This window comes from Coleofasciculus sp. E1-EBD-02 (assembly GCF_040218245.1).
Taxonomy (GTDB): domain Bacteria; phylum Cyanobacteriota; class Cyanobacteriia; order Cyanobacteriales; family Coleofasciculaceae; genus Coleofasciculus.
Window position 1 is genome coordinate 1 of the sequence record NZ_JAVJQN010000059.1, and the last position, 26996, is coordinate 26996.

At 44.4% G+C, this 26996-nt stretch carries 15 protein-coding genes and 1 pseudogene; 11 read left to right on the forward strand and 5 right to left on the reverse strand.

Features of this window, described 5'->3' with window-relative positions; genetic code table 11:
- Positions 1-151 precede the first annotated feature (151 nt).
- From RIC07_RS10045 to RIC07_RS10065, 5 genes and pseudogenes are all read left to right on the forward strand, one after another.
- Positions 152-277 (forward strand): annotated as a pseudogene (locus RIC07_RS10045) (DUF6798 domain-containing protein); the annotation flags it as partial.
- Between the two features lie 693 nt (positions 278-970).
- Positions 971-2734: a hypothetical protein gene (locus tag RIC07_RS10050; RefSeq protein ID WP_446394392.1), complete on the forward strand. Its 1764-nt coding sequence runs from the start codon at positions 971-973 to the stop codon at positions 2732-2734.
- A 279-nt stretch (positions 2735-3013) separates the two neighbouring features.
- Complete coding sequence (locus tag RIC07_RS10055) at positions 3014-4702, forward strand: hypothetical protein (protein WP_446394393.1); 1689 nt, start codon at positions 3014-3016, stop codon at positions 4700-4702.
- Positions 4703-4866: 164 nt separating this feature from the next.
- Positions 4867-6450, forward strand: coding sequence for a glycosyltransferase family 39 protein (locus tag RIC07_RS10060; protein WP_446394394.1), 1584 nt, complete (start codon positions 4867-4869; stop codon positions 6448-6450).
- A 226-nt stretch (positions 6451-6676) separates the two neighbouring features.
- On the forward strand, positions 6677-8380 hold the full coding sequence (locus RIC07_RS10065; protein WP_446394395.1) for a hypothetical protein: 1704 nt from the start codon (positions 6677-6679) through the stop codon (positions 8378-8380).
- A gap of 225 nt (positions 8381-8605) precedes the next feature.
- Here the strand turns inward: RIC07_RS10065 and RIC07_RS10070 are convergent, their stop codons facing one another.
- A complete protein-coding gene (locus tag RIC07_RS10070; RefSeq protein ID WP_446394396.1) occupies positions 8606-10147 on the reverse strand; it encodes a DUF6798 domain-containing protein in 1542 nt (513 codons plus the stop codon).
- Between the two features lie 93 nt (positions 10148-10240).
- Between RIC07_RS10070 and RIC07_RS10075 the strand changes: the two genes are divergently transcribed.
- Positions 10241-11854, forward strand: a complete 1614-nt coding sequence (locus RIC07_RS10075) for an ArnT family glycosyltransferase (RefSeq protein WP_446394397.1) — start codon at positions 10241-10243, stop codon at positions 11852-11854.
- Positions 11855-12144: 290 nt separating this feature from the next.
- Here the strand turns inward: RIC07_RS10075 and RIC07_RS10080 are convergent, their stop codons facing one another.
- The gene (locus RIC07_RS10080; RefSeq protein ID WP_446394398.1) at positions 12145-12282 is read right to left on the reverse strand and encodes a hypothetical protein; all 138 of its coding nucleotides are present in this window, start codon (positions 12280-12282) and stop codon (positions 12145-12147) included.
- Positions 12283-12743: 461 nt separating this feature from the next.
- On the opposite strand from RIC07_RS10080, the gene RIC07_RS10085 reads away from it, so the two are divergent.
- The 4 genes from RIC07_RS10085 (at position 12744) to RIC07_RS10100 (ending at position 19325) form a co-directional block, all read left to right on the forward strand.
- Positions 12744-16493: a PAS domain S-box protein gene (locus tag RIC07_RS10085; protein WP_446394399.1), complete on the forward strand. Its 3750-nt coding sequence runs from the start codon at positions 12744-12746 to the stop codon at positions 16491-16493.
- 168 nt (positions 16494-16661) lie between these two features.
- A complete protein-coding gene (locus RIC07_RS10090; protein WP_446394400.1) occupies positions 16662-18014 on the forward strand; it encodes a hybrid sensor histidine kinase/response regulator in 1353 nt (450 codons plus the stop codon).
- A gap of 341 nt (positions 18015-18355) precedes the next feature.
- Positions 18356-18955: a hypothetical protein gene (locus RIC07_RS10095; protein ID WP_446394401.1), complete on the forward strand. Its 600-nt coding sequence runs from the start codon at positions 18356-18358 to the stop codon at positions 18953-18955.
- Positions 18956-19166: 211 nt separating this feature from the next.
- Positions 19167-19325: a hypothetical protein gene (locus RIC07_RS10100; RefSeq protein ID WP_446394402.1), complete on the forward strand. Its 159-nt coding sequence runs from the start codon at positions 19167-19169 to the stop codon at positions 19323-19325.
- A 125-nt stretch (positions 19326-19450) separates the two neighbouring features.
- Here the strand turns inward: RIC07_RS10100 and RIC07_RS10105 are convergent, their stop codons facing one another.
- Entirely contained in the window at positions 19451-20221 is a 771-nt protein-coding gene (locus RIC07_RS10105) for a hypothetical protein (RefSeq protein ID WP_446394403.1), read from the reverse strand.
- Between the two features lie 249 nt (positions 20222-20470).
- Between RIC07_RS10105 and RIC07_RS10110 the strand changes: the two genes are divergently transcribed.
- On the forward strand, positions 20471-21718 hold the full coding sequence (locus RIC07_RS10110; RefSeq protein ID WP_446394404.1) for a DUF3747 domain-containing protein: 1248 nt from the start codon (positions 20471-20473) through the stop codon (positions 21716-21718).
- A gap of 702 nt (positions 21719-22420) precedes the next feature.
- Here RIC07_RS10110 and RIC07_RS10115 read toward each other — a convergent pair.
- Positions 22421-23518 (reverse strand): hybrid sensor histidine kinase/response regulator, encoded by a 1098-nt coding sequence (locus RIC07_RS10115; RefSeq protein ID WP_446394405.1) that lies wholly within the window; start codon positions 23516-23518, stop codon positions 22421-22423.
- 184 nt (positions 23519-23702) lie between these two features.
- Complete coding sequence (locus RIC07_RS10120) at positions 23703-26981, reverse strand: PAS domain-containing sensor histidine kinase (RefSeq protein WP_446394406.1); 3279 nt, start codon at positions 26979-26981, stop codon at positions 23703-23705.
- Positions 26982-26996: the final 15 nt, after the last annotated feature.

The following is a 26996-nucleotide window of genomic DNA, read 5'->3' on the forward strand; positions in this document are numbered from 1 at the left end:
CGAGTTCGTTATCGACAAGAAAAGGAGGTCAACCCGATTGGATTACTGCACACCGATTCACCGTAAGGATGGTTATAGCTATGCATTTTGATTAGGTTTGCGTAGATGTCTATAGAGATTTGGTTACAGTTCTTTACCCCCCGCAGAACTTACCCCCTTTACTTGGGTAGCAGAACGCCCCACTGTCGCCAAATTTAAGTTTATCCCCCCGACGAAGGTGGGAGTGTTGGACTGGTATGAACGTCTCACTGACTTGAGTGGTACACTCAACCCGTAGCCCCAACCGGGTGAACGAGTCACGTTTAGTAAGATGAAGCAGGCGCTGAGGGCTGGTTATAACAGCTTAACCACTGACCAAGCTCAGGCTGTGATGAATAAGTATGGCGCTGATTATCTGCTCACGAGTACCACTCATATCATGTCCTGACGATTACCCATAATTGCAATGCTGTAATAACAAGGTTTTCAGGCGTTTTTATTCGGGGTGTTTGACCGGACATGATATCACTCTCTAGATTTTTCGATCGCGTATCGGAATTCGCGTTATATTCTCTATGCTAAGTCTTCAGATAGGCAATAGGCAATAGGCAATAGTACAGAATGTCTTAACCTGCCTTTGTAAGGCTATAACGGTTTAATTTTAGGCAATGGTTCATGTCGATTTTTCTTGGTTTTTCTGATACCTGATGCAGGGCGATCCGATAAGGTTTATGGGTGAATTGTGTTCATTGTTGCAGCGGGTCGTCCCTACGGTTCAATTGATATCAATAGAATTGATGGGGTATGCCAAATGTGGCGGTAAATAGTCGGACATTGCTTTACACATAAGACGAATGATGTCATGTCCGGTCAAACACCCCTGAATAAAAACGCCTGAAACCCTTATATTTAAGGCATTGCAATTATGGGCAATCGTCAGCACATGATATGACAAATGACCAATGAACCATGAACAATCAACAAATGACGAATGACAATCCCCGCCCTTAACCTTAACTTTTCCCACCTACTTACTGGCAAAGTCTCTCGCACTCAGCAGGTGTTTTGGTTGAGTTTAAGCTTGACTTTTGCTGGTATTTATGCATATCCGGCACTGCAAGAGGCGTTGAGTCATGAGTATATTGTGCAGGATGATGCGCGGCAGCATGTTTTTTGGATGCGTCGGTTTCTCGATTCACAGGTGTTTCCTGGGGATTTAATTGCTGATTATTTTCAATCGGTTGCACCCTGGGGATATGCTACATTCTACCGCATCTTTGCCACGGTAGGAATTGATCCGATGACGTTAAGTAAGATTTTACCGCCAACGTTGGGATTGGTGGCTACCGCCTACTGTTTTGGCATTACTCTACAACTTTTGCCTGTACCCGTGGCGGGATTTATCGCATCGTTGCTATTGAATCAAAATCTCTGGATGAGAGATGATTTAGTATCGGCTACACCTGTCACCTTTGTCTATCCACTATTTCTCGCTTTTGTGTATTATCGGTTGCGACAGTTGTTACTACCAACTCTTGTCGCGATCGCGCTTTTGGGGTTATTTTATCCTCAGTGTGTCTTGATTGTGGCTCTTTTGTTGATTGTTCAGCTAGGGCGGTGGGAACAAGGGCGGTTTCGCTTATCTCCAGTGCGCTCAGATTATTGGTTCTGTGGGTGGGGATTAGGAGTCGCATGTATGGTTCTCTTCCCCTATTTAAATCCGTCAGAATTTGGTTCTGTAATTACGGTAACACAAGCGAGGAGATTATCGGCTTTTTCTGCTGAAGGATGGTCAAGTTTTTTTAATGATGACCCCTGGAATTATTGGGTTTGTGGTAAGCGCAGTGGTATGCTGCCAACGGAATGGTGTCGGTTGATGGCAAAGTATTCGATTCTTTTAGTACCACCACAGGTTTGGGTAAGTTTTTCTTTGCCGTTTTTGTTGAACTATCCCTCGCGGTTTCCTTTAGTTAAACGGGTGAGTAGGGGGATTAGTTTTTTACCTCAGATGCTGCTGGTATCGATGGGTATGTTTGTCGCGGCTCATCTGTTTCTATTTAAGTTACATCTTCCTAATCGCTATACAGAACATAGTTTGCGGATTGTGGTGGCGTTGGCGGCGGCTGTGGCGCTGACTATTTTGTTAGATACGGGTTTACAGGTGGCTCAAACGAAAGGGAAACCGCTTTGGGGGGTTGGGTTTATGGGGGGTTTGGTAGCTATTCTTATGGTTTATCCCAGTCTTTTGCAAGCGAATGATTACCCGTTTCCGATAAGTCGTTACACGGTGGGAACTATGCCAGAACTTTACGAGTTTCTGCAACAACAACCGCAAGATACAGTGATTGCTTCGTTGACGGAGGAAGCGAATAGTTTACCGACGTTTGCCCAGCGCTCGATTTTAGTGGGGGGAGAGGGATATGCGTTGCCTTATCATTTGGATTATTACCATGAAATGTATCAGCGGACGGTTGATTTGATTGAGGCTCAGTATAGTTTAGATGAGGGAGTGGTGCAAGATTTTATTCGGCGGTATGGGGTGGATTTATGGTTAGTGGAACGGGGGGCGTTTACGCCGGAGTATGTGATGGGTAATCGTTGGATTCAAGAGTATGAAACGGCGGCGACAGGGGCGAGGTTGAGTTTGCAAGGAGGAGGGCTTCCGGTTTTGGCGGCAAAGATGGAACGATGTATGGTGTTTGAGGGGGAGGGGTTGGTTGTTTTGTCGGCGAATTGTTTGGGTATTAGTCATTAGTCATTTGTCATTTGTTCTTTGTTAGGTTAGATTTGTTGTCTCATGATTTTATTTTTAACGCAGAGTGACGCAGAGGGAAGCGCAGAGGGGCGCAGAGGTTTTTGCGGGATGTTAATGGGGCGAGTCGCGGTTTTGGGGAGGAGGATGTTCTTAAGGAATATGGCATGTTTTGATGTAGGGGCGGGTTTTATAGCTGTACTCAGGCAGGTTAGGATATTCGTTACTGTTAAATGTTAACTGAAAAATGACGAATGACAAATGACAAATGACAAATGACAAATGACGAATGACAAAGTATCTCGTTCTCAAATTATCGTTTGGTTCAGTCTCAGTTTGACGTTTTCTGTGGTTTATAGTCTTTTGGCACTTCAGCAGGCGTTTAGTAGTGACTATTTGGTGGATAGTGATGCCAGACAGCATGTGTTCTGGATGCAACGGTTTTTAGAGCCACGGCTATTTGCGGATGATTTAATTGCCGATTATCATCAGTCGGTTGCGCCAGTTGGATATGCGACGCTTTACCAGATTATGGCAGGTTTTGGGATTCATCCCCTGGTATTTAATAAGCTGGTGCCGACTATTTTGGGAGTGATTACCACGGGTTACTGTTTTGGTATTGGTTTGGAATTGTTACCTGTGCCAATCGCTGGATTTACGGCGTCTCTATTGCTGAATCAAAATCTTTGGACAACCTATACTCTGATTTCGGGTACGCCGAGAGCGTTTGTTTATCCAATCGTGTTGGCGTTTTTGTACTATTTGCTGCGGCGCTCACTGTTTCCTTGTCTGGGTGCGATCGCGCTTTTGGGGGTATTCTATCCTCAGTATGTGTTGATCTGTGCGGGAATCCTGATTTTGCAGATGGGAAACTGGCAAGGGGGGCGATGGCGGCTTTCGGGGAATCGCCGGGATTATTGGTTGGGTGGGTTGGGATTGGCGGTGGCGATTCTGGTACTGCTACCCTACACTGTACAGTCTAATGAATTTGGACCTGCGATCGCGGCATCTGTGGCGAGAGGGTTACCGGAATTTATGCCTGAGGGGAGAACCCCTTTTTTTGATGCGAATCCTTGGGAGTTTTGGCTGTTTGGTAAGCGTAGTAGTTTTTTGGGCGGATTGTCTCTACCGCCGTTACTCTATCTGGGGTTGCTTTTACCGATACTGTGGCGCTATCCCTCCCGCTTTCGCTTGGTTAAGCAGGTGACGAGGGGTGTGGCGATTTTACCTGAGATGGTGATAACGGCGGGTGTGACGTTTATTCTCGCCCACGTTTTCTTGTTTAGGCTACATCTGCCGATTCGGTATACCACCCATAGCCTGCGAATCGTCATGGCATTGGCGAGTGCGATCGCGTTTGTGGTAGTAGTAGATGCATTGGTTTATTGGGCAAGGGTTACCTCTCACCGATTTAGAAGAGGCTTCGCCTGGGTAGTTACGGCGGTTTTGGGGATGATACTTATTTTCTATCCCTGTTTTGTGAGTTTCCCGTTTACCCGATATAAACAAGGTCAGTATCCCAGTTTATATGAATTTTTAGCTCAACAACCGCAGCCGAGTCTGATTGCTTCCCTTGATGAAGAAGCCAATAATTTACCGACGTTTTCCCAGCAGCCTGTTTTAGTCAGTGAAATGTATGCGATTCCTTATCATGTCGGGTACTATAATCAGATTCGTCAACGGGCGATTGATTTGATTCAGGCTCAGTATAGTCCAGACTTATCCCAGGTACACCAGTTTATTCAACGCTATGGCGTCACCTTTTTTTTAGTGCATCGTGCCGCGTTTACACCCGACTATATTGCAGGGAGTAATTGGTTGATGCAGTATCCCCCAGCGAAAGCCGCGATTGCTCAGTTGCAGGCAGGAATAAATCCTGCCTTGTCTCAGGTTACAGAACAGTGTAGTGTATTCGAGACGGATGCTTTGATAGTTCTAGACGCGCAATGTATTATGGGGGTTGCTGAATAAAGGAAGCAGGGGTGTAGGGGCGGGTTTTACAGATAACTTATGGCAAAAACGTTGTCGGGGCGGGTTTAGTCATATCTGGGTGTAACCCTGAATGATAGTAGTAAAACCTGCCCCTACCTTAAACCCGCCCTTCTCGGGCAGCGGCAGGAAGTTAGGGTGAGAACATGAAAGAAATTCGTCATCAGGTCATAATAGCTTGTGTGGCAATAACAATCATCTTGGGTTTATTTTTTCGCTTCGCTAACCTAGGGAAAAAAGTCTATTGGACGGATGAAATTTATACATCAGTTCGCGTCTCCGGACATACCATTCAAGAGTATAGTCAGGATAACTTCAACGGCGATATAATTCAAGTTAAAGCCTTACAGGATTATCTACAACCTCGCCCCCAAAACGGCTTAAGCGATACGATGAAGGCTTTAGTCAACAAGTCAGAGCATCCACCATTATATTATTTAATGGCTCATTTCTGGGTGCGCTGGTTTGGCAATACTCCCCCTGTCACTCGTAGTTTATCTGCCTTAATTAGTCTATTGGTATTTCCGGCAATATACTGGCTATGTTGGGAGTTATTTGAATCTCCGATAACCGGATGGGTTGTCGTTTCCCTGATTGCCGTTTCTCCGGTTCATATCCTCTACGCCCAAGAAGCACGGCAATATAGTTTGTGGACGGTAACTATTTTACTATCCTGTGCCGCTTTATTCCGAGCAATGCGAATGAAAACCCCAGTAAATTGGGGAATTTATGCCCTAACCCTGTCACTCGCCCTCTATTCTCATTTACTCTCATTCCTGGTGTTAATCGCTCAAGCCATCTACGTCGCCGCCATGAATCGCTGGCGGTTAACTCAACAGTTGAAGGCATATCTGTTCGCGTTAACCGGAGCAATAGTGGTATTCTTACCCTGGTTCGTCTTAATTCGCGAAGTTCGAGCCACAGGTTGGACATCAAAAGATATCCCACTATGGGTTCTATTCAAGCGTTGGATGTTTAATCTAACCGCCGTATTTTTTGATCCGCAAATTAGCTATGATAAGCAACTATTCGATATTCGCTATGGTGTGGATAACGGACTATTTGGGCTTAACTATCCGTTAACCTATCTCGTCATCCCAATTTTACTCCTAGTAGCTTACGCCATCTATTTCCTGATTCGCACCACGCCGAAACGGGTTTGGTTATTTGTCCTGATTTTAATCAGTATCACCGCACTCCCTTTAGCCTTACCCGATTTACTAGGGCGGGGACAACGTTCAACGATTGCCCGTTACCTTATCCCTAGTTTTGTGGGGATTCAGTTAGCGGTGGCTTATTTACTCAGCGTTAAAATAACTCCCAGTTTTGCCAAAGCTGGACAACAGAAGCTATGGCAAGTAGGAACCGTTATATTAATCTCGCTAGGCATTTTATCCAGTGCGGTAAGTTCTCAATCCGAAACCTGGTGGAACAAATACACCAATTACTATGACCCCCAAGTCGCTCGGATTGTCAATCAATCTCCCACCCCTTTAGTGATTAGTAGCAGTGTCGTGAGAACCACATCGCTGAGTTATTGGCTCAACCCCGAAATCCAATTAATGGTAATCGAAGCCCCCCCACTTCCCGACAATCTCAATCAATTTAGTGATGTATTTTTATTTCAACCCACCAATGACTTACGGGCTGAACTCGAACAGCAATCCCCCTATCAAATAAAACCCGTCTATGAATTAGGATGGCTTTGGCAAATCCTGTCCCCTAATTAGGGTGTGCTGTTGTGAGGTGATGGGGTGATGGGGTGATGAGGGAGACACAGAAATTATCATATATATTTTAAAGTTATTGCCTTGATTAACCGCCCCACAACCCCCCTTCTCCCAATACTACCTGAAGCGCTCCCTCTGCGAACCTCTGCGCTTTCCCTCTGCGAACCTCTGCGTTGAAAAAAATCTACTCTTCCCCTCTACAAACCGTTCAAAAACCCGTCTCTCTATGCCGAAAAACCACCCCCAAAAAACCCAACTCTCCCTAATCACGCATCAATCCCAACCCCTGGTAATTTTCTGGTTATCCCTCAGCCTCATCATTGCCACCAGTTATAGCCTGTTAGCCCTACAAAAAGCCTTCAATTCCCCTTATATTGTCCAAGATGACGCCAGACAACACGTCTTTTGGATGCAGCGATATATAGATTCCCAATTATTCCCCAATGATATCATTGCCGATTATTTCCAATCCGTCGTTCCCGTCGGCTATAAAACAATCTACCAACTCATCGCCAACCTAGGAATCGCACCCCTAACCCTGAGTAAACTCCTCCCTCTACTCCTCACCCTAATCACCACAATTTACGCCTTTGCACTCACCCTACAACTCCTCCCCCTACCCATCGCCGGATTTATTAGTTCCCTCCTCGTCAATCAAACCCTGTGGATGCGGGATGATTTAGTCTCCGCCACACCCAGAGCATTTGTCTATCCATTACTCCTGGGATTCTGGTATTATCTAATCAGGCGATCGCTAATTCCCAGTTTAGGTGCGATCGCGCTACAAGGATGGTTCTATCCCCAAAGTGTCCTCATCTCCAGTGGAGTCTTAATTCTCCAGTTGGGGAAATGGCAAAGGGGACAATTACAACTGTCACGGGAAAGGAAGGATTACTACTTCAGCGCGGCGGGTTTAATCGTGGCATTTTGCGTCATGTTACCCTACGCCATCACCACATCCGAGTTTGAGCCAATTATTACCGCCAGCCAAGCCCAACAAATGCCAGAATTCTGGGCGGGGGGGCGAGCCAGCTTTTTTACCGATAATTTCTGGGATTTCTGGTTAAATGGCGATCGCAGTGGTCTTCTCCCTCGACGCCAATCCCTCCCTATCTTACTATACGCCGCCCTCTTCTTACCCTTTTTGGGTAAAATTTCCAAACACTTCCCCCTAACCCGACAGGTAAAACCCTCAATCATCCTCCTCCCTCAAATTCTCCTCATCTCCCTAACTCTCTTTTTTACCGCCCATGTACTACTCTTCCACCTCCATTTACCCAGTCGCTACACTGAACACACCTTACGACTCCTCCTCCCCATCGCCACAGGAATCGCCCTAACCATTTTATGTCATGGACTCTTCCAGAAAACCAAAATCCTCGCCATTGGTTTCGCCACAATCCTCGCCGGAATCATACTATTCTACCCCCTCCTCGTCCCCAACTTTCCCAAAACCGCCTACGAAATCGGAACTGCACCCAAACTCTACCAATTTCTCACCCATCAACCCAAAGACAGCCTGATCGCCTCCCTATCCCCAGAAACCGATAACCTCCCCAGCTTTACCCACCGTTCAATTTTAGTCAGTTGGGAATACGCCATCCCCTATCATCTCAGCTATTACCTCCCCTTGCGCCAACGCGCCATTAACCTAATACGCGCTCAATACAGCCCTGACGCCAACGAGATCAAAACATTCATCCAACACTATAATATCGACCTTTGGCTCATCGACCAATCCGCCTTCACCCCCGACTACATCAGCCACAACAAATGGATACAACAATTTCCAGATATCGCCACAGAAGCCAGCCAAAGACTAAAACAAAGAACCCCCTTAGCCCTCCCCCCCATAATCCGCCAATGTAGCATCTTTCAAACCCCAAAACTCACCATCTTAGACGCCAAATGTCTAGAGCATAATTTGTAGTTGTTTGTAGTTGTTTGTAGTTGCGCTTGTAGTTGCGCTTGTAGTTGCGCTGTCTTCGCCGGTTCATCGTAACGCCATCCACATAAACCCCATGCCTTATAGACCAACTTAGCCAACTTAAACTAACACATCCTCCCAACCCAAACCAAACCTAAAGCCCTAACCACTAAAATAAACCAGCTAAAACAGCCGAACAGACTTTACCCTTAAAACAGGCGCAAAACCTTACCCCCCAAAAACACGATACACCCCATAATACTGATCACGAAACAACTCCTCCAACCCCTCACAGCCCCAATCAAACTGTTCGCGCTCCAAAACAACATGAGAAATCCCATACCTATCCCGTAACTCCCCCAAAACCCCACACCCCTCTCCATAAAACCCTCGAGCCAACTGCAGCCGACTATACCACTCAATCACCTCCCTATCCTTATACGGATGAGACTTAAAATTAACCAAAATCGGCGCCCCCGTAAACAACCGAAACTTACGTAACCGCTTACTATCCGGCATCACCAAATAAACGTCCCCCGATACCCTCGTCTGCTTAACAAACTCCATCATCGGCGTCGTCTTATCCTTCCCATAAAACGAAATAGCCTGCTCCACCGCCCCCGCCAAAACCAAAACCGATAGAACAAATAACGTCACCCGCGCTACCAACCGCCGATGCTTAAACACAAAATCACCATACTTTCTCAACCCTCCAGCCACCAAACCCGCACCGACAATACAACTCGATAACGGCACCAAAAAGACAGACAATCGCCAAGGCGCAATAAACGCCAACGTATCAGAATTCAACTGAATTTCAGCCACCGTTAACCCTATCGCCATCATCCAAGGTAACAGCAACACCAGAAACAGCCTCGTTTTCCGCACCAAATAAACCGCCAGCGCCACTATCCCCGCCTGAATATAAGGCACCTGATCATCCAACCAAACCTCAGGTAACGAATGATGTGGCGTTCTAAACTCAACAATAATTTCCTGCGCCTTGCGCCAAATCTCCGGATTCGTAGCGCTGAAGGTGAAATACATATAACAAAAAACAGGTAAAACCAAAATCAACGATAAAACACCAACCGATAACGCCTTCCGACACTTCCGCTCCTCCCTTAAAATAACCCCCATATACGATAACGTCAGGATAGCCGCACTCAGCAAATACGTCGGATGAAACGTCGTCGCCAACGCTAACGACGATACCGCCCAAAACGGTTTCCCACTCAGAAACAGCCAAATCGACAACAGGATAAACGCGCCAAAATTACAGGGCTGAAAAACTTGTCCCAGAATAAATTGATCCGCCACACCCGCATGAAAATGCCAACCCGTATCAAAATTGCCCACTTTAATATGTACCGTGTGCAGCGCCACAAACACCGTAAAAAACACCCAATACTTCAACCCGGAATAGCCAATCTTGTAGACATGATTAACAATCCCCAAAATACTATAAGCATACACCCCAAAAATAAGGATATAATACCCATAAAACATCCATTCCGGATGAATATACTGATACGTAAACTGGACTAAAAAACTAAAAGCCGGCAACGGATCAATCGTATTCGCCAGCCAGTCTTCCGACAACAACCCATGACCCGCTTTCGCCAAACCTTGTAAAAACTTAGTATTCTGATTATCGGGTGAATTATAGATAGGATCTTGAGTATAAGCGATACCAAAAACCAGAGCAACCGCCAGAAACCGGGCGATGGATGAACATGACTGGATAGGAGAGACTGTTTTAACCTTCATACTAAAATTGATGACTCAGCCTGTAGGAATAGATCTTTAGCAATCCTATATTATAATGACCCAAATGGAAATCACGACAGGGAGGATAATCCGTTGAAGAGTGCTGTACCCTCAAAAACTATCGATAGAGCCTTTTGCGCCTTAGTGATTTTTAGTCTATTGATTAACCTTTGGGGAATCAACTGGGGGTTACCCAGTTTTAACGGCTGGGCGGCGGACGAACTCACGCCGATACGAGTGTTGGAAGCCATTGAACAAGGATTTGCCAATAGATGGCATTATAAGTATCCACCGTTTCATTTCTACCTGCTTACGCTTTTCTATTCCCCTGTCTTGCTCCTCCATCAATTGGGTGTGGTAAATGTCTATAGTTTACCCACCTATACCCTTTTATTTTATATCGGCAGAGTTCTCAGTCTGATTATGGCAGCCGGGATTTTAGGGATTGTCTATAAAATTGGACAAGAAATCTATGATCAACAGTCAGCCTTCTTTGCCTCCGTCATCGCCAGCTTAAATTTACCCTTTATTTATTATGCCAAAACTATTAACCTTGATATCCCCTATTTATTCTGGTTCATGTTATCATTACTCTTTTATATCCGCATCTTAAAAAAGCAACAAACCAGGGATTATCTATTATTTGCAGCGACAGCCGCGATTGCGGTTGCCACGAAAGACCAAGCGTATGCCTTCTATATCCTAACCCCTGGCTTTATTGTATGGCAGCACTATCGGTATTTGCAGCATCATGATTCATCCGTCACCCTAAAAAACGCCCTGAAAGACCGAAAAATTTTGCTTTCCTTAGGCGTAGGACTTGCGCTCTTCCTCGCTATGCATAACGTTATATTTAACTTAAATGGCTTCTTTGCTCATGTCAATGATATTACATCAGGGGGCGCTACCATCAGTCCTCGATTTGAGCGAAATATATTGGGACACCTGACCATGTTTTGGCAAAGCTTGAGGCATATCCGAGTGTCTTTTGGCTGGTTTTTATACGGAATCTGCATACTGGGTTTGCTCAAGGCTGTTTGGCAACGGAAACATTATTATCTCCTCTATTTACTGATTCCGATTGTCTCGTATTATTTATTTTTTGTCAGCATTGTCATGTATAACGCCCTGCGTTTTCTGCTTCCCGTATGTCTAATTTTGGCGTTTTTTGGTGGCAAGTTAATCGGGGATTTTCTCTCCCAATCTGCCCAGCTAGTTCGCGTTAAATCATTATCGATTATTGCTGTATTTATTTATACCTTTTTTTACACCACATCCGTCAATGTATTAATCACCCATGATTCCCGATACATTGTTGAACAATGGATGACAAAAACCATTACCTCCAACGATTTTATTTTAGGTGCTGGTGACGCTAAATATTTACCCCGATTAGAAAAATTTAGCTCAGAAAGTCTCAAGCGCCCGACTCTGGAAACTCTCAAACAGAAAAATCCAGATTATATTATTGGCACGAGTGCCTACGATAGTCGTCGCTTTGAAGCAGGCACACCTAAGTATGAATTTTTCTCTAAACTAGAAACAGAAGAACTCGACTACGATTTAGTTTTTCAGTATAAAGCTGACCCCCAATGGGATTTACTAAATCATCAAGAATTAGGTTATCGACATATCAATCGCATGTACGTTTACTCCAACTTCGATAAAATTAACCCCCAAATCAAAATTTATAAAAAGAGGAGTTAGAGGGAACAGGGAACAGAGAACAGGGAACAGGGAACAGTAAATACCTAAACCAGCAAGCCTTCATCTTTTAAGTTAAACGTCAACAAGCAAAATGCTTTCATGAAAATGACTAAATTTTTAGCGGAGTCAACCCTTTGTTCTGATCCCCCTCAGTCCGATAAAACCTGAACACTTAGGCGATGCTTAAACAATTATTTTAAATTCGAGATAATTATTTCGCCTAAGCTGAACATTTTTTGAGCGAGTGGGTTAAAGTTTTGCTGATTTTACAAAGAGATTTAATTAACGACCTAGACAACATGGCACAGTTGAGGAACTTGGGTCACTTGTTTGCGTTGGCTACTGCCAACTTTATAAGATTTTACAACAGAAAGCTCGAAAAGCTGGGAGGCATTCAGCCGTGAGTAGGGTTCAAGGGATTCAGGCATGGCTTGGTAACAATGGGGACAGAACCAGTAGACTTGGTGAGAGCGAATGTGCCTGAGTAAGGTGTGTGAACAACAAAGACAAGTATGACTAAACATCTTTTTCCTTCCTATTTGCAGTAGAGTTCAATTCAATTCCGGTACGATACCGTTATTGGCGTGGTTTGACGAGACTGTAGAGTGTGATACAATCTACGACAACTCTGCTTTATCTCTAGACTAAAACCGAAATCTGAGGAAATTCTGAGGATAAAAATCTGTTTCAAAAGTTTAGAGTTTCTGGACTGTGGTGAATCGGGTAAGAGTATTAAAAGAGTATTAAATAAAAGCTATTCAATTTATTTTTGTGGTAGGCAATCAGGCGGATCAGGTGTCACCGTGTCAAACTGGGGCGTCAAAATAGGGATTCGATGACGATCGCACTGTAGATAGGAGTATGCCCCAACCGAGGATCTGCCGCATCAATGGCGGAATACCGGGTTTGGGCAAACCTCACGCACGCGATCGCAAAAAATAGTATGGTTATCTATCAGCAGGCTAGCAACCCCAGTCAAAGCCAACCCGCCAACCCGACGTCATGCCCGTTTCACGAACAAAAGCGGGATTCTGAGGCTTGTGCATTTCTAGCCATCTTCAATGACTCCCTGGATGCTATGGTTGTTGCTGATAGTCAGGGAAAATTACTCCGAGTCAATCGGGCGGCGGGTGAATTATTTAAATTGTCTAAGGATCAACTCCTGCATCACACGATATTGGAAACTACTCCAATTAGTCTTCACCACTGGCATTCCTTTCTCGCCCAAGGGCGAATCACCCACAACTTTTGTCTCTGGCGTGCCGATGGCACTCAACGCGATGTAGAGTTAGAAGGTACCGCCAATATGTTGCCAGATCATCATCTATTAGTGTTGCGAGATGTAACTGAACATCAGCAAGCGGAAAAGGCATTGCGGCAATCCCAGAATGTGATTGAACAAATTAGTCAATCCATTTCCGCTATTGTTTATATTTACGACATCATCGAACAGCGTAATATCTATAGTAATCGCACCATTACTGAAATTCTGGGCTATTCTCCGGAAACAGTACAAGCCATGGGAGAAAGTCTGTTCCCTCAACTGATGCACCCGGACGATTTAGACAAATTATCGTCACGAATTGAACGCTTGGCGACAGCTTCCGATCGAGAAATTATCGAAACCGAATACCGAATGCGTCGTGCCAATGGGGAATGGTGCTGGCTTTATAGCCGAGATACAGTGTTTGCCAAAACTCCCGATGGCAAACCTCAACAAATTTTAGGTGTCGCCACCGATATTACCACGATAAAATTAGCCGAAGCCAAAATATTAAGCTTGAATGCTGAATTAGAACAACGGGTGAAAGAACGCACCGAAGCCTTACAGCAAGCCAATGAAGAACTCAAACGAGAAATTCGCGATCGCCAACAGGCTGAAAAAACGTTACGAGAGAGTGAAGAACAATTCCGGTCTATTTTTGAGAATGTCTCGGTGGGAATTGCCCTACTGGATCTCGACGGGTATATTCTGACCGCAAACGAAGCCAATTGTCGGTTTCTAGGCTACTCCCCCGATGAAATCATCGGAATGCATTTTTCTCTGTTGACTCACCCGGAAGACTTGTCTCTGGATACCGACTTATTTGATTCAATCGTGTGCGGAAAACGCACAAACTACACCATCGATAAACGCTATCTGCGCCAAGATGGTGCTTGTGTTTGGGGTCGGATCACAGTATCGATGATTAAAGATGAAGAGAGTTCACCCCGATATATAGCCGTCGTTTGTGAGGATATCAATGATCGCAAACAAATGGAAGAGGTATTGCGAGAAAGTCAGCAGAAATATAAAACCCTGTTTCAAATCTTTCCGATTGGTATTTCCATTACGGATAAAGGGGGAAATATTATTGAAGCCAATTCCGCCAGTGAGGAAATTTTAGGACTATCCTATCAAGAACACACCAGTCGCACTTATGATGCTCCCAATTGGCAAATTATTCGACTCGATGGTACTCCTATGCCAGCCTCTGAATTTGCCAGTGTTCGCGCTTTAACCGAAAACCGAGTCATTGAAAATATGGAAATGGGAATCGTCAAAGCCAAGGATAAAATCACTTGGATTAGCGTCACCGCCGCCCCCATTCCTCTCGCTGATTATGGCGTTGCTATTGCCTACATTGATATTAGCGATCGCAAGCGCATGGAAAAGGCATTACGGGAAAGCCAACAAAAATATAAAACCCTGTTTCAAATCTTACCCATTGGGATTTCAATCACCGATAAACAGGGGGATTTGATTGAAGCGAATGCGGCGAGTGAGAAAATTTTAGGCTTATCGGTTTCTGACCGAATTAATGCTAAATATGTGACGCCACAATTGAACGTGATCCGACCCGATGGCACAGTAATGCCCCGATCCGAATTTGCTAATGTCAAAGCGTTAATTCAAAACCAAGTGATCAAAAACCATGAAGCTGGAATCGTTAAGCCAGATGGAAAAATTACCTGGATTAGTGCGACAGCTTCACCGATTCCGTTACGGGATTCAGGCGTCGTTGTTGCCTATTTAGATATTACCGAACGCAAGCAAGCCGAAGAAGCCCTCCAGCAAGCGAAAGAAGTGGCAGTTCGAGAAGCCAAACGCAGCGAAATTGCCAACCGTGCCAAAAGCGAATTCTTGACCAATATGAGTCATGAACTCCGCACGCCGCTGAATGGTATTTTAGGGTATGCTCAACTGCTCAAACAAGACACAACGTTAACCAATCCACAGCACCATAATTTGAATATTATTTATCAATGTGGTGAACATCTGCTCACGTTAATTAATGACATTCTCGACCTAGCTAAGATTGAAGCGCAAAAGATGGAACTCTATCCCACAGAGTTTCACTTGCCCAACTTTCTCCATAGTCTGGCTGATTTGTTTCAGTTACGTGCCCAACAAAAAGATATTATCTTTACCTATCAAGTGCTTTCACCCCTTCCTAATGGGGTGATTGCAGATAACAAACGACTGCGACAGGTTCTGTGTAATTTACTCAGTAATGCGATTAAGTTTACGGATCGGGGTGAGGTGACATTTACAGTGAGTGTTGTCAACCGAACCGATGTAAAATCAGCGTCTACAAATTATGCCGTTGAATCAAACCAGGGCGGGTTTTGTACAAACGTTACCAGCAATAGTCAAAATCAAGTCCCTAAACCCGCCCCGACAAACCCGGTTTACTCGAGGGTGGCGAAGGGTCAACACTGTAAAACAATTCGTTTTCAAATTAAAGATACAGGTGTGGGGATTGATTTGAGTCAATTAACCAAAATCTTTTTACCCTTCCATCAAGTCAGTGATCATAGCCATGCGACTGAAGGAACGGGATTGGGATTGGCGATTAGCCAGAAATTAATTCAACTGATGGGGAGTGAAATTAAAGTTAAGAGTATTCCCGGTAAGGGGAGTACATTCTGGTTTGATATTAATTTACCCTTAGTCTCAGGATGGCACGAACCCAATCCTTCTACCAAACGACGGATTACAGGCTTCAAAGGGGACAAACGGAAATTAATGATTGTGGATGATAATAGAGTGAATCGTACTCTATTGCGGGCGATGCTAAAGCCTTTAGGGTTTGAAATAATAGAGGCGGTTGATGGTCTAGACTGTTTGCAGAAGGTTGTCGAATGTTATCCCGATCTAATTTTAATCGACTTAGTGATGCCAGAGATGGATGGATTGGAAACCACACGCCGAATGCTAGCATTACCCCAACTTCAGGATAAAGATATCGTCGCGATCGCGCTTTCTGCCAGTGTCTACCCCCAGATTCAGCAGGAGAGTCTCGCCGCCGGGTGTCGGGGTTTTCTCGCCAAGCCTGTGGAAAGCCAGCAACTTCTCGACGCGATCGCACTCCATTTAAACCTAGAATGGATTTATTCCCTACCCCAATCTCTCTCCCCAACGAAGGCGGCTACTCTGACGCAGACGCCGATTATTTCCCTACCCGCATCAGAAATTACAGCATTAGCTGATTTAGTTAAAATGGGGGATATCCAAGGCATTATCGAACGCGCTGAATCTCTAGCCCAACAAAATTCGCAATTTGAACCCTTAACCAGCCAAATTTGTCAGTTAGCGAGAGGGTTTCGATTGAAACAACTGCGGGAACTGATTCAAGATCATCTTGTTGATGGTTGATAGTTCATGGTTCATGGTTCATTGTATTCCTTCTCCTCTAAGGCAATCCATTATTCAGCCGTCAGGGATATTCCAGGAATTCTTGATTCCATCTTTCTAGCCAAACCATTACCCTATTAATCACTATATGTCTTGGTTGGTTGCTTGTTTCATCATTTATCATTCCTTATGACCCTTCAAGTTCCGGAGAAAAGTAAACTGCTGATTGTCGATGATAACCCCACCAATTTAGGGTTTCTCTTTGAGTATTTAACTCAATCTGACTTCAAAGTCTTAGTCGCCTTAGATGGAGAAAGTGCGATTGAACAAGTGCAATATGCCCAGCCAGATCTGATTTTATTAGATGTAATGATGCCGGGATTGGATGGATTTACAACCTGTAAATGCCTAAAATCTGATCCATCGACTCAAGATATTCCCGTAATTTTTATGACCGCACTCTCCGATACCGTCGATAAAGTCCAAGGCTTTAAAATTGGTGCAGTTGATTATATTACCAAACCCCTACAACCGGAAGAAGTATTGTGTCGCGTCCAAACCCATCTTGCCTTGAGAAATCTGCAAAAGCGACTCATTAACCAAAATAAAAAACTATTGGATTCACAAGATAAAGAACGGCAAAGATCCTTAGAACTTGAGCAGGCATTAAAAAAATTACAACAAACCCAACTTCAACTCATTCAATCCGAAAAAATGTCAAGTTTGGGTCGGATGGTTGCCGGAATCGCCCACGAGATTAATAATCCGTTGAATTTTATCTACAGTAATGCCTCGATTACAAAAACTTATCTAGAAGAACTCTTACATTTACTTCATTCTTATCAACGTACCTACAACAATCCCAGCCCCGAAATTGTTGCAGAAACTGAAGCCATTGACTTGGATTTTTTGCAGTCAGATTTACCCAAAATCCTCAACTCAATGCAAGTGGGGGCGGAACGAATATGTCAGATTATTCTGTTGTTGCGGAGTTTTTCCCATTTAGATGAATCAGATTTTAAATTAACGGATATTCATCAAGGAATTAATAATACACTGTTTTTGTTACAGCACTGTCTTAAGTCTCAGTCAGACCGACCCGCTATTCGAGTGATTAAAGAATATAGCGATCTGCCTAAAATTGGCTGTTATGGTGGTCAGCTTAACCAAGTGTTTACGTCTATTATCACCAATGCCATTGAAGCCATTGATCAGGAGAAAGCGAAATGGAGAACAGGCAACAATGGGTTTGAATCGAATCCGCCAATACCAACGATTTGGATTTGTACGGAAATTAAAGACAATACCAATGTGGTGATTAAAATTGCCGATAATGGTTCAGGGATGAATGATCAGGTCAAACGCCAAATCTTTGATCCCTTTTTTACGACAAAGCCTGTGGGTTCAGGAACAGGTTTAGGTTTGGCGATTAGTTATCAGATTATTGTCGAAAAGCATAAAGGTCAGTTACAGATGAATAGTCAACTGGGGAAAGGGACAGAATTTGTGATTGAGATTCCTCTAGATTTGAAGGAAGAGTAGAAATAAATTCCATTAAATCCCACCTCGTTACACCGCCTTGAAATCAATTTCAAGGCTTATAGCTAAAGTCCGTTAAAACGGACTGGGACAAGTTATAGCAGATTTCACGTTGATCAGGTACAGCCTTAAGCAAGATCCCCGACTTCTTGGAGAAGTCGGGGATCTGTCTGTGAATTCTCCCCCTCACCATAATTATGGGTATTCAACCGGACATGATATTATTAATTTTTACGGAGATCGTCATTTGTCATTTGTCATTTGTAAGGGTTTGAGGCTTGTTTACAAAACTTAGTACAGTGCCGTTTTCTTTTGTCCGACTACTTATGACAAATGAATAACCTATGTCCTACAGCCAGTTTACCCTTGCCAAAGCCGTGGCAGAGTTTAATCTCGTCTTGGTTGAGGTTCCGCAATTTCTGCCGGAGGTGACTCCGGTTACACCGTCACCCATATTAACGGAATTCCTAGAAACGAGTCTACCTTTAACCGCCACAGGGAGTGAAAAGGCACGATCTGAGGGTATTATTTACCCAATTCTCTGGGAAGTCAAACGCCTTTTATTTTCTCAAGTTAGCTTGTTTTCAGGAGAAGAGTTTGATGTCGATCGCACTGTTGGGTTAAATGGGGTGTGTGATTTTATTTTGTCTCGTTCAGTTGAGCAACTTTTTATTCAAGCCCCAGTGGTTATATTAACGGAAGCGAAGAAGGCAGATATTCGCACGGGATTAGGTCAATGTGTGGCGGAAATGGTAGCGGCGCAACGGTTTAATGCGGCGGCGGAACGTTCGATTACAACGGTGTATGGCTGTGTCACCAGTGGTACACAGTGGCGGTTTCTGAAGCTGGAGGGACAAACGGTAACGATCGCGCTAACCGATTACCCGTTACCCCCAGTTGATCAGATTCTCGGATTTCTAATTTGGATGGTGAGGGAAGGTTAATTGTAGGGGCGGGTTTAGCCGTTTAATTGACGGGCGTACCAATAACTTATCAACAAAACCCGCCCTCTTTTTGTTTCGATTCAGGGGAAGCTGGACAAACGGTAACGATCGCGCTAACTGATTATCCGTTACCCCCAGTTGATCAGATTCTCGGATTTCTAATTTGGATGGTTAGAGACGGTTAATTGTAGGGGCGGGTTTAGCCGTTTAATTGACGGGTGTACCAATAACCTATCAACAAAACCCGCCCTCTTGTCGTTTCGATTCAGGGGAAGCTGGAGAAATGGTAACGATCGCGCTAACTGATTATCCGTTACCCCCAGTTGATCAGATTCTGGGATTTCTAATTTGGATGATTAGAGACGGTTAATTGTAGGGGCGGGTTTAGCCGTTTAATTGACGGGTTTACCAATAACTTATCAACAAAACCCGCCCTCTTGTCGTTTCGATTTGAGCTAAATTACAAATGACAAAGGACATAAGACGAATGACAAATTACGCTGTCTTGAAAAAGCGGATAATTTCGCGAACGTGATCCAGGAATTGACTATCTGTGGTTAATTGCGCGATCGCTTGTTGGGCTTCCCGGGCTAAACGCCTGTGTTCAGCCTCATTCTGGGCTTCGAGTTGATCAAAAGAAGCGCGGAGTCGGGCGACATCTTTGCGCGTTTCTTCCCAGTTACGATTCTGTATCGCTACCCAAGACTGCTGATTTTGGGGATCGAGTTGGGGTTGAATCTGTCTGATATCCTGTTCTAAGTTTGAGACGCGATCGCGCAATTGGTACACATCCTCACGGGGATACTTAAACTCCCGGCGAATCATCGCTAAACGGGCGGCTAAATACTCATAGAGTCGAATCGCTGGGCGTAAGGCGGTTAACAACAATGCTGCACCCGAACTAACATACCCTACCGCACTAATCCCCATAGCCGCTAGCGTGTAAAGCCCAATCGCAGATAGAATATGTAAGGCTATCGCCACCCAGAGCGATCGCGTTGCTACCACTTGAGCATAATTCACCTGTTTGGTGTCAATCTGTATCCCCTTTTCCGCCGATTGCGCCGCATCTGCCAAAACCGACTTGGCTTCAAAGTGGACATTCCAGGGAACTGTCACAACCACCAACAGCCACCAAAAACTGGCAACTCCAATCACCCAATCCAGAAAATGTCCGGCGCTGATATGCAACCATTGCAGGATGCCAAATATCAGCAGGGTGATGATTCCCAATGCGCCACTCCATCCGATAAAGTTGAATAACATATCCTGTGACCTGTAAGTGTGAAACGTTTTCCCCGATCATGGGTAAGGGTTCCAGGAACAGGGGTTCAGCTTGTGATAGTTTCTCTTGTTTCACAGGGGTACACCTGATCCGGTTGATTGTTACGAGATATTAAATAAACGCTAAGTACCGAGGAATCTGGGAAACTTTTATATGTCTAAGTCATCACAGACTTTGTGCAGAGGAAAGTTTTGAAGGACTATAAACCTACAAGGATTGAAGCGGACAAGATGAGAAAGCGTGCATTTTTTACACAAGTAGCCACCCTAGCCACAATCGCCCTATCTAGCCTAATCGCCAATAAATCCGTGGCGGCGACATTTGAGCAAATTCCGGTTGAGCAAAATAAATTTATTGCGGTTGCTGCACCTTTTGGCGAGAGTTCCCATCAACTGCTGATTATTGAACAAAAAAACAATGCGCGGCAGTGTTGGAGTGAAAGTGGCAGTAATCCGGTTATCGTTGATCCCCTATTATTAAACTTTGACTTTAGTGGGATTTGCGGACGTAGCACCGATAGTAATGGCTATTCAATCCGCATGGCGGGTGAAGATTTGGGCTTAGATTATTTACTCAGAATCGTTGAACGCAATGGTGAGTTAGTATTGGTGGGAACCAATAGCCGCGATCGCAGCGCCCCAGAGGTTATAGTGGGTAGAACCCAAGGATTAGCGAATGGGTTTGTCAAGATCGTTTTAGAACCCGGTTGGGACTTTGCCCGACGTTCCTATCAAGGTAAACCATTGGGTCATATTTATCTGGCAAATAGTCAACCCTTAAGCAGTATTGGTACAGGTGGCGGTTCCGGTACAGGTTCTAACCCAGGTACAGGTTCCGGTACAGGTTCTAACCCAGGCACAGGTTCAGGCACTGGCAATCCAACGGTGACATTTCCTGATGTTGCCAATGACATTTATGCCAATGAAATTCAGCAAGCCGTAGCAATGGGATTTATTGCTGGATTCAGAGAAGATAACACATTCAGACCCCAAGCGGCTTTAACTCGTGAACAATTGGTTTCGATTATTTTTGAGGCACTGAATCAACTTCCCAACGCTGATTTAGAACTTCCTAATCAAGTTACCTTTGCCCCTTATCCTGATGTTAATCCCTCCCGATGGAGTGCGGCAAAAATTCAATGGGCGCGGGATAATAATATTATCAGTGGTTATGCGGATGGAAAGTTTCGACCCACCCAACCTGTGACTCGTGCTGAACTGATGGCAATGGAACGACGGGCGGCGGAGTTTGCGTTAACCCTTCAAGGTCAGCAACCCACGCTGACAGCCAATCAGTCTGCTTTACAGTTTAGCGATATTCAGGGTCATTGGGCAGATGCGCTGATTACCCAAATGTCGGCTTATTGTCGAGTGGCGTCTCCGTTGAATGAAAGGGGAAGTGCTTTTTCTCCCAATAGCCAAGCCCAACGGAATTATGCGGCGGCGGCGACGGTGCGAATGCTTAATTGTGTGAAATGATTGGTCATTCGTCATTCGTCATTTGTCTTATGTGTAAAACCATTTCCGACTAATTACCGTCACATTTGACATACCCCATTAATTCTATCGATATCAATTGAACGGTAGGGGCGACCCGCTGCAAAAATGAACACAATCGACCTATAAATTTTATCGGGTCGCCCTGCATTAGGTATCAGAAAAACCCAGGAAAATCGACATGAACCATTGCCTAAAATCAACCCATTAATTTTCCCTACATAACCCTGAATCGCCTAGGATTAATTATCGGAAACTGCCCCATCAATTCTATCGATATCAATTGAATGGTAGGGGCAACTGGAATACTGCTCCCCTATTGCTCCCCTCTTGCTCCCTTCTTGCTCCCCTCTCCCACGCTTGGGAGAGGGGCTGGGGGTGAGGGCTGGCGTATCAACGGTGATGTCACGGTAAAGGTTGTGCGGTCTGGGCGGGTTTAGTTACATCTGGGTGAAGTGAAAAACGATAATAGTGAAACCCGCCCCTACACAGACACCTTCATCAAAGGTATGGCTCAACACCATCAACCATCAAAACTATTTCAACGGTGATGTCACGGTAAAGGTTGTGCGGTCTGGGCGGGTTTAGTTACATCTGGGTGAAGTGAAAAACGATAATAGTGAAACCCGCCCCTACACAGACACCTTCATCAAAGGTATAGCTCAACACCATCAACCATCAAAACTATTTCAACGGCAAGGTAACAGTAAAGGTTGTGCCGACATTAACTTCACTGTCTACGCTAATTTCACCGCCATGAATATCCACGCAGCGCTTGACGATGGAAAGTCCTAATCCTGTTCCTTTAATTGTGCCGACATTGCTGGCACGATGGAAGGATTCAAACAGGTTCTTTTGTGCCTCTGGAGGAATGCCAATTCCACTGTCTTGAATCTGGAACGTGACACGGGTATCGCTACTGAATAAATTAAACGTGACGACGCCGCCTTGGGGGGAGTATTTGACCGCATTCGCTAGTAAATTAGAGAGGATGGGGCGCAATAGGTTAACGTCTAGACAAGCCTCGCTGACTTCACCTTGGTGGTTAAAGATAATTTGGTATTGTTCCCCAGCATTGGTCTGGATTTCTTCGACTAAGTTATGACAAAATTCAACTAAATTGATGGGAATGGGTTGCAGTTCAACTTTTCCAGACTCGGCTCTACCAATCAGTAAAACGTCATCCAATAACTGAATCATCTGGTTTACAGATAGTTTAATTTGCCGCAAATGCTTTTCTTTTTTAGCATCCATACTATCTCGACAATACCGTTCCAGCAGATCATTTGAGGAACTAATTGTGGTGAGGGGGGTGCGGAATTCATGGGAGGTGATGGCGATAAACTGACTTTTCAGTTGGTTTAATTCTTTTTCTTTGGCTAAGGCTAACCGCAGCCGTTCTTCGGACTGATGGCGCGAGATAGCAATTTCAATCGTGGTTTGCAGTTCGTCTTCTTGGAAGGGTTTGAGCAGATAACCAAAGGGGGCGGTTATTTTAGCTCGCTTTAAGGTAGGCTGATCAGCATGGGCAGTCAGATAGACGACGGGAATATTCAGACGTTGACTAATCTCCTTGGCGGCTTCAACTCCATCCAGTTTTCCGGGGAGTCGAATATCCATGAGAACTAAGTCAGGTTTAGTTTGAGTCGCTGTGGCGATCGCCTCTTCTCCCGTCGTCACTATCCCCACAACTTCATACCCTAATGCCTGCAAAGTGGTTTCAATATCAAAAGCCACAATTTCTTCATCTTCTACAATTAGCAGCCTCGCATTCGATGTCATGATGATTGTTTCCTTGCTAATAGAGAGTGGGTTGGGTTAGCTCAAACTTGAACGTCCTAGACAATTTTATATCGTTATGGCTATATTTTATGGAATGCTCTTAATGAATAACAACAAATAACCAATGTATTAAAAGATACCGAGCATGGAGCAAGTCAGGCGAGTTCAATGTTGTCTGGGAGGATTAGCAACTCCGGTTAAATACAATTATAAATCGAGTTCCCTGTTTGCGATCGAGTATTATCTCACCTTGTAGTTGCTTAGTCAACCGACACACAAGCTGTAAGCCTAGGGATGAGGTTTGCCTAAAATCCACGTCCTCTGGGAAACCAATGCCATTATCACCGATGGTTAAGTATAACTGTTTTTGGGGAACAGAGGATAGAGAGTCTGAAGTGGCGTTTGTTAAGTTGTTTTCCCCATCTCCTCTATCTCCAATGCCACTGACTTTAGAGTTTGTAGTCAACGCTTCAGCGCTTATGGCACTAAAGTGCCTACTACGAACCCAGCTTAAGTCAGCGACATTCCCCCTATCTCCCTGATCCTCCCCTTCGCCTTCATGAGTTCCTCCTCTCGTCTGGAGAGTGATGCCAATCTCACCATTGCGGGAGTTGGGAAAGGCATATTTTAAGGAATTGGATACTAATTCATTAATAATTAATCCACAGGGAATGGCGGTATCAATTGACAGCGAGACGGGAGCAATCGTCAGATTAAAGGTAATTCCTTTTTGCCTTGCTCCATAGCAGCGAGAGAGAGAGTCAACCAGACTTTGAATATAAGCGCCAAAGTTAATCTGGGATAAATTCTCAGACTGATACAGTTTTTCGTGAATCAGTGCCATTGCTTGCACTCGATTTTGACTTTCTTGCAAAAGGTCTAAGATTTCGGGTGCTTTCAGTTTTCTTGCCTGTAAGCGCAACAAGCTGGAGATAATTTGTAGATTATTCTTGACCCGATGATGAATTTCTTTGAGCAGGGTTTCTTTTTCGATTAAGGACGCTTTAATTTGAGACTCTGCCTGCTTACGTTGGGTAATATTGCGCCAAGTTATGGCTAACCCCTCATCGAAACGAACAGCACGAACATCGAAGGCTTGCCTCAAGTCTTGTGGATGGGATAAATCATCATAGAAGAGTAATTCTTTCACCAACGGTTGACCCGTTGCCATAACCTGACAGTAGGCATCGAATAACTCATCTTGATAAGCAGGGGGCAAAACCGAGTAAATTCGTTGACCTCTTTGTACGGGTTGAGTAAAACAGTGATACTGATTAGTAGCGGCATTGAAATACTCAAGGACAAAATCAATAATTTGACCTGAATCATTGCGAATAGGTTCATACAAAGCAAAGCAATCTAATATACTATCCAGCGAAGTTTGGAATCGGTGTTCACTTTGGGTTAATTCGTCTTGTAACTGTTGCTGGTGAGTAATATCTTCGATCATGGCAACACAAAATACAGGTTCGCCAATCAAGTCGCGCAGCACCGCAACGGTTAGATTTGCCCGGACAATCTCACCATTCTTTTTCAAATAGCGCTTCGGCATCCGGAAACTATTAATTTTCCCCTGATCAATTTGTTCCATGTAGTGTAAATCATGCCCTATATCATCAGGATGGGTAAAATCGTCAAAGGTAAGCGACATGATTTCTGACTCAGAATATCCCAGCATCTGATAATAAGCAGGATTGACTTGAATAAACTGATGGGTATGAAAGTTGATCAGGGACATACCAATGGGAGCATGATCAAAAATTTGCCGGAATTGTTGTTCTCTTTTTTGTAAGGCGGCTTCTGTTTGTTTACGCTCTGTGATATCCTGAGCAATTCCGGCAATGCGGTACATCTCACCCGATTCATTGTAGATGGGAAAGGCGCGATCGCGAATCCAACGCATTTCCCCATCGGGTCGTAGTATCCGATACTCTTCATCATACTCGCCTAACACCTCTTTGATAAGCGCAATGTGAATGCGATCGCGATCATCGGGGTGAATCATATCCAACCATGATAGGCAATCAGTATACCAAGAAGCACAGGGTTTACCCCAAATTGTTTCGTAAGCTGGACTAATGTAAATATTTTGGGTTTTCTCTACATTTGTCATCCAGAAAACATCCTGAATATTCTCGGCAAACTGACGGAATGTTTCTTCGCTTTGGCGTAATGCTGCTTCAGTTTGCTTGAGGTTCGTGATATCGAGAATTGTGCCAAATACACCAATCATCTGGTTGTCTAAGTTTAAAATCGGTTTCCCTTTAGCGAAAATGTGGCGAATTGAACCATCAGGACGAATCAATCGATAGTTTAATTGGTAGGGTTGCTTATATTGGATACTATGGGCAACCGTTTGAGTAAAATGTTTGCGGTCATCGGGATGAGTAATCTGGTGTACCAGTTGAGCATAAGTTGGTTCACCGTGATGGGGATCTCGACCAAAAATCCGGAATGTTTCGGCTGACCAAGTAATTTTATGAGTCGCCATATCATAATGCCAATGACCCAGATGGGCTAGTTCTTCGGCTTCTGCAAGTTTAGCTTGACTTTGGCGTAAATTTTCCTCAACTTGCTTGCGATCGGTGATATCTTCAGCAATTCCTACATTACGGTTAACTTGTCCAAAGTCATCGAGAATTGGCAAGGTACGCGCCCAAATCCAACGCTGTTCACCATTGGGTTGAATAATCCGATATTCTTGCTCAAAGGGTTTGTCCCAGACATGAGTTTGCCATTCAGTCATCACGCGATCGCGATCCTCCGGATGAACGACATCTTGCCAAGAATTTGGCTGTTGATAGAGGGAGTCACAAGAGAGTCCCCAGATTTTTTCGTAAGCTGGACTAACATAAATCATCTGGTCAACCGTGCGGATAAATAAGACTTCCCGCAGGGTTTCGGCAATTTGGCGCAAGTTCTGTTCGCTTTCTTTTAATTTAGTGTTGACGTGCTGACAAGATTGAATTTCTTCGATCAGTTTTTGACTGGTTTGACGTAAATCAAAGGTGCGCCGATTTAGATTAGATATCAGTATTTTGTTGAAAAAATGAGAGAGATTAACTTCTGCTTTTCTGCGTTCGCTAATGTCCAGGCTACTACTAATTAACCGATAAATTCGCGACTCTTGATTGTACAAAGGTGTGAGCGTGGTTAACCACCAACTATCCTGAGATTGGCAATAGGTTTCATAGACAATCGGATGTCCCTCCTGAACGCATCGGGTATAGTTATCCACGATAGCGGCGGCTTCATCCGCCGGAAAAACCTGTTCCGGGGATTTGTCTTTTACTTCCTCTAAACCTTTACCCATCCATTGTTCAGATGCCGGATTCATCTCCACGACACGAAATTCACCAGAGGGTAAAACATCAATTACCGTAATCGGATGAACGACGCCTTGATAAATACTCTCTAAGAATTGTTGTCGTTGTTGAAGTTTGGCGTAGGTTGGTGATTCCATTTTTCACTAAAGTAG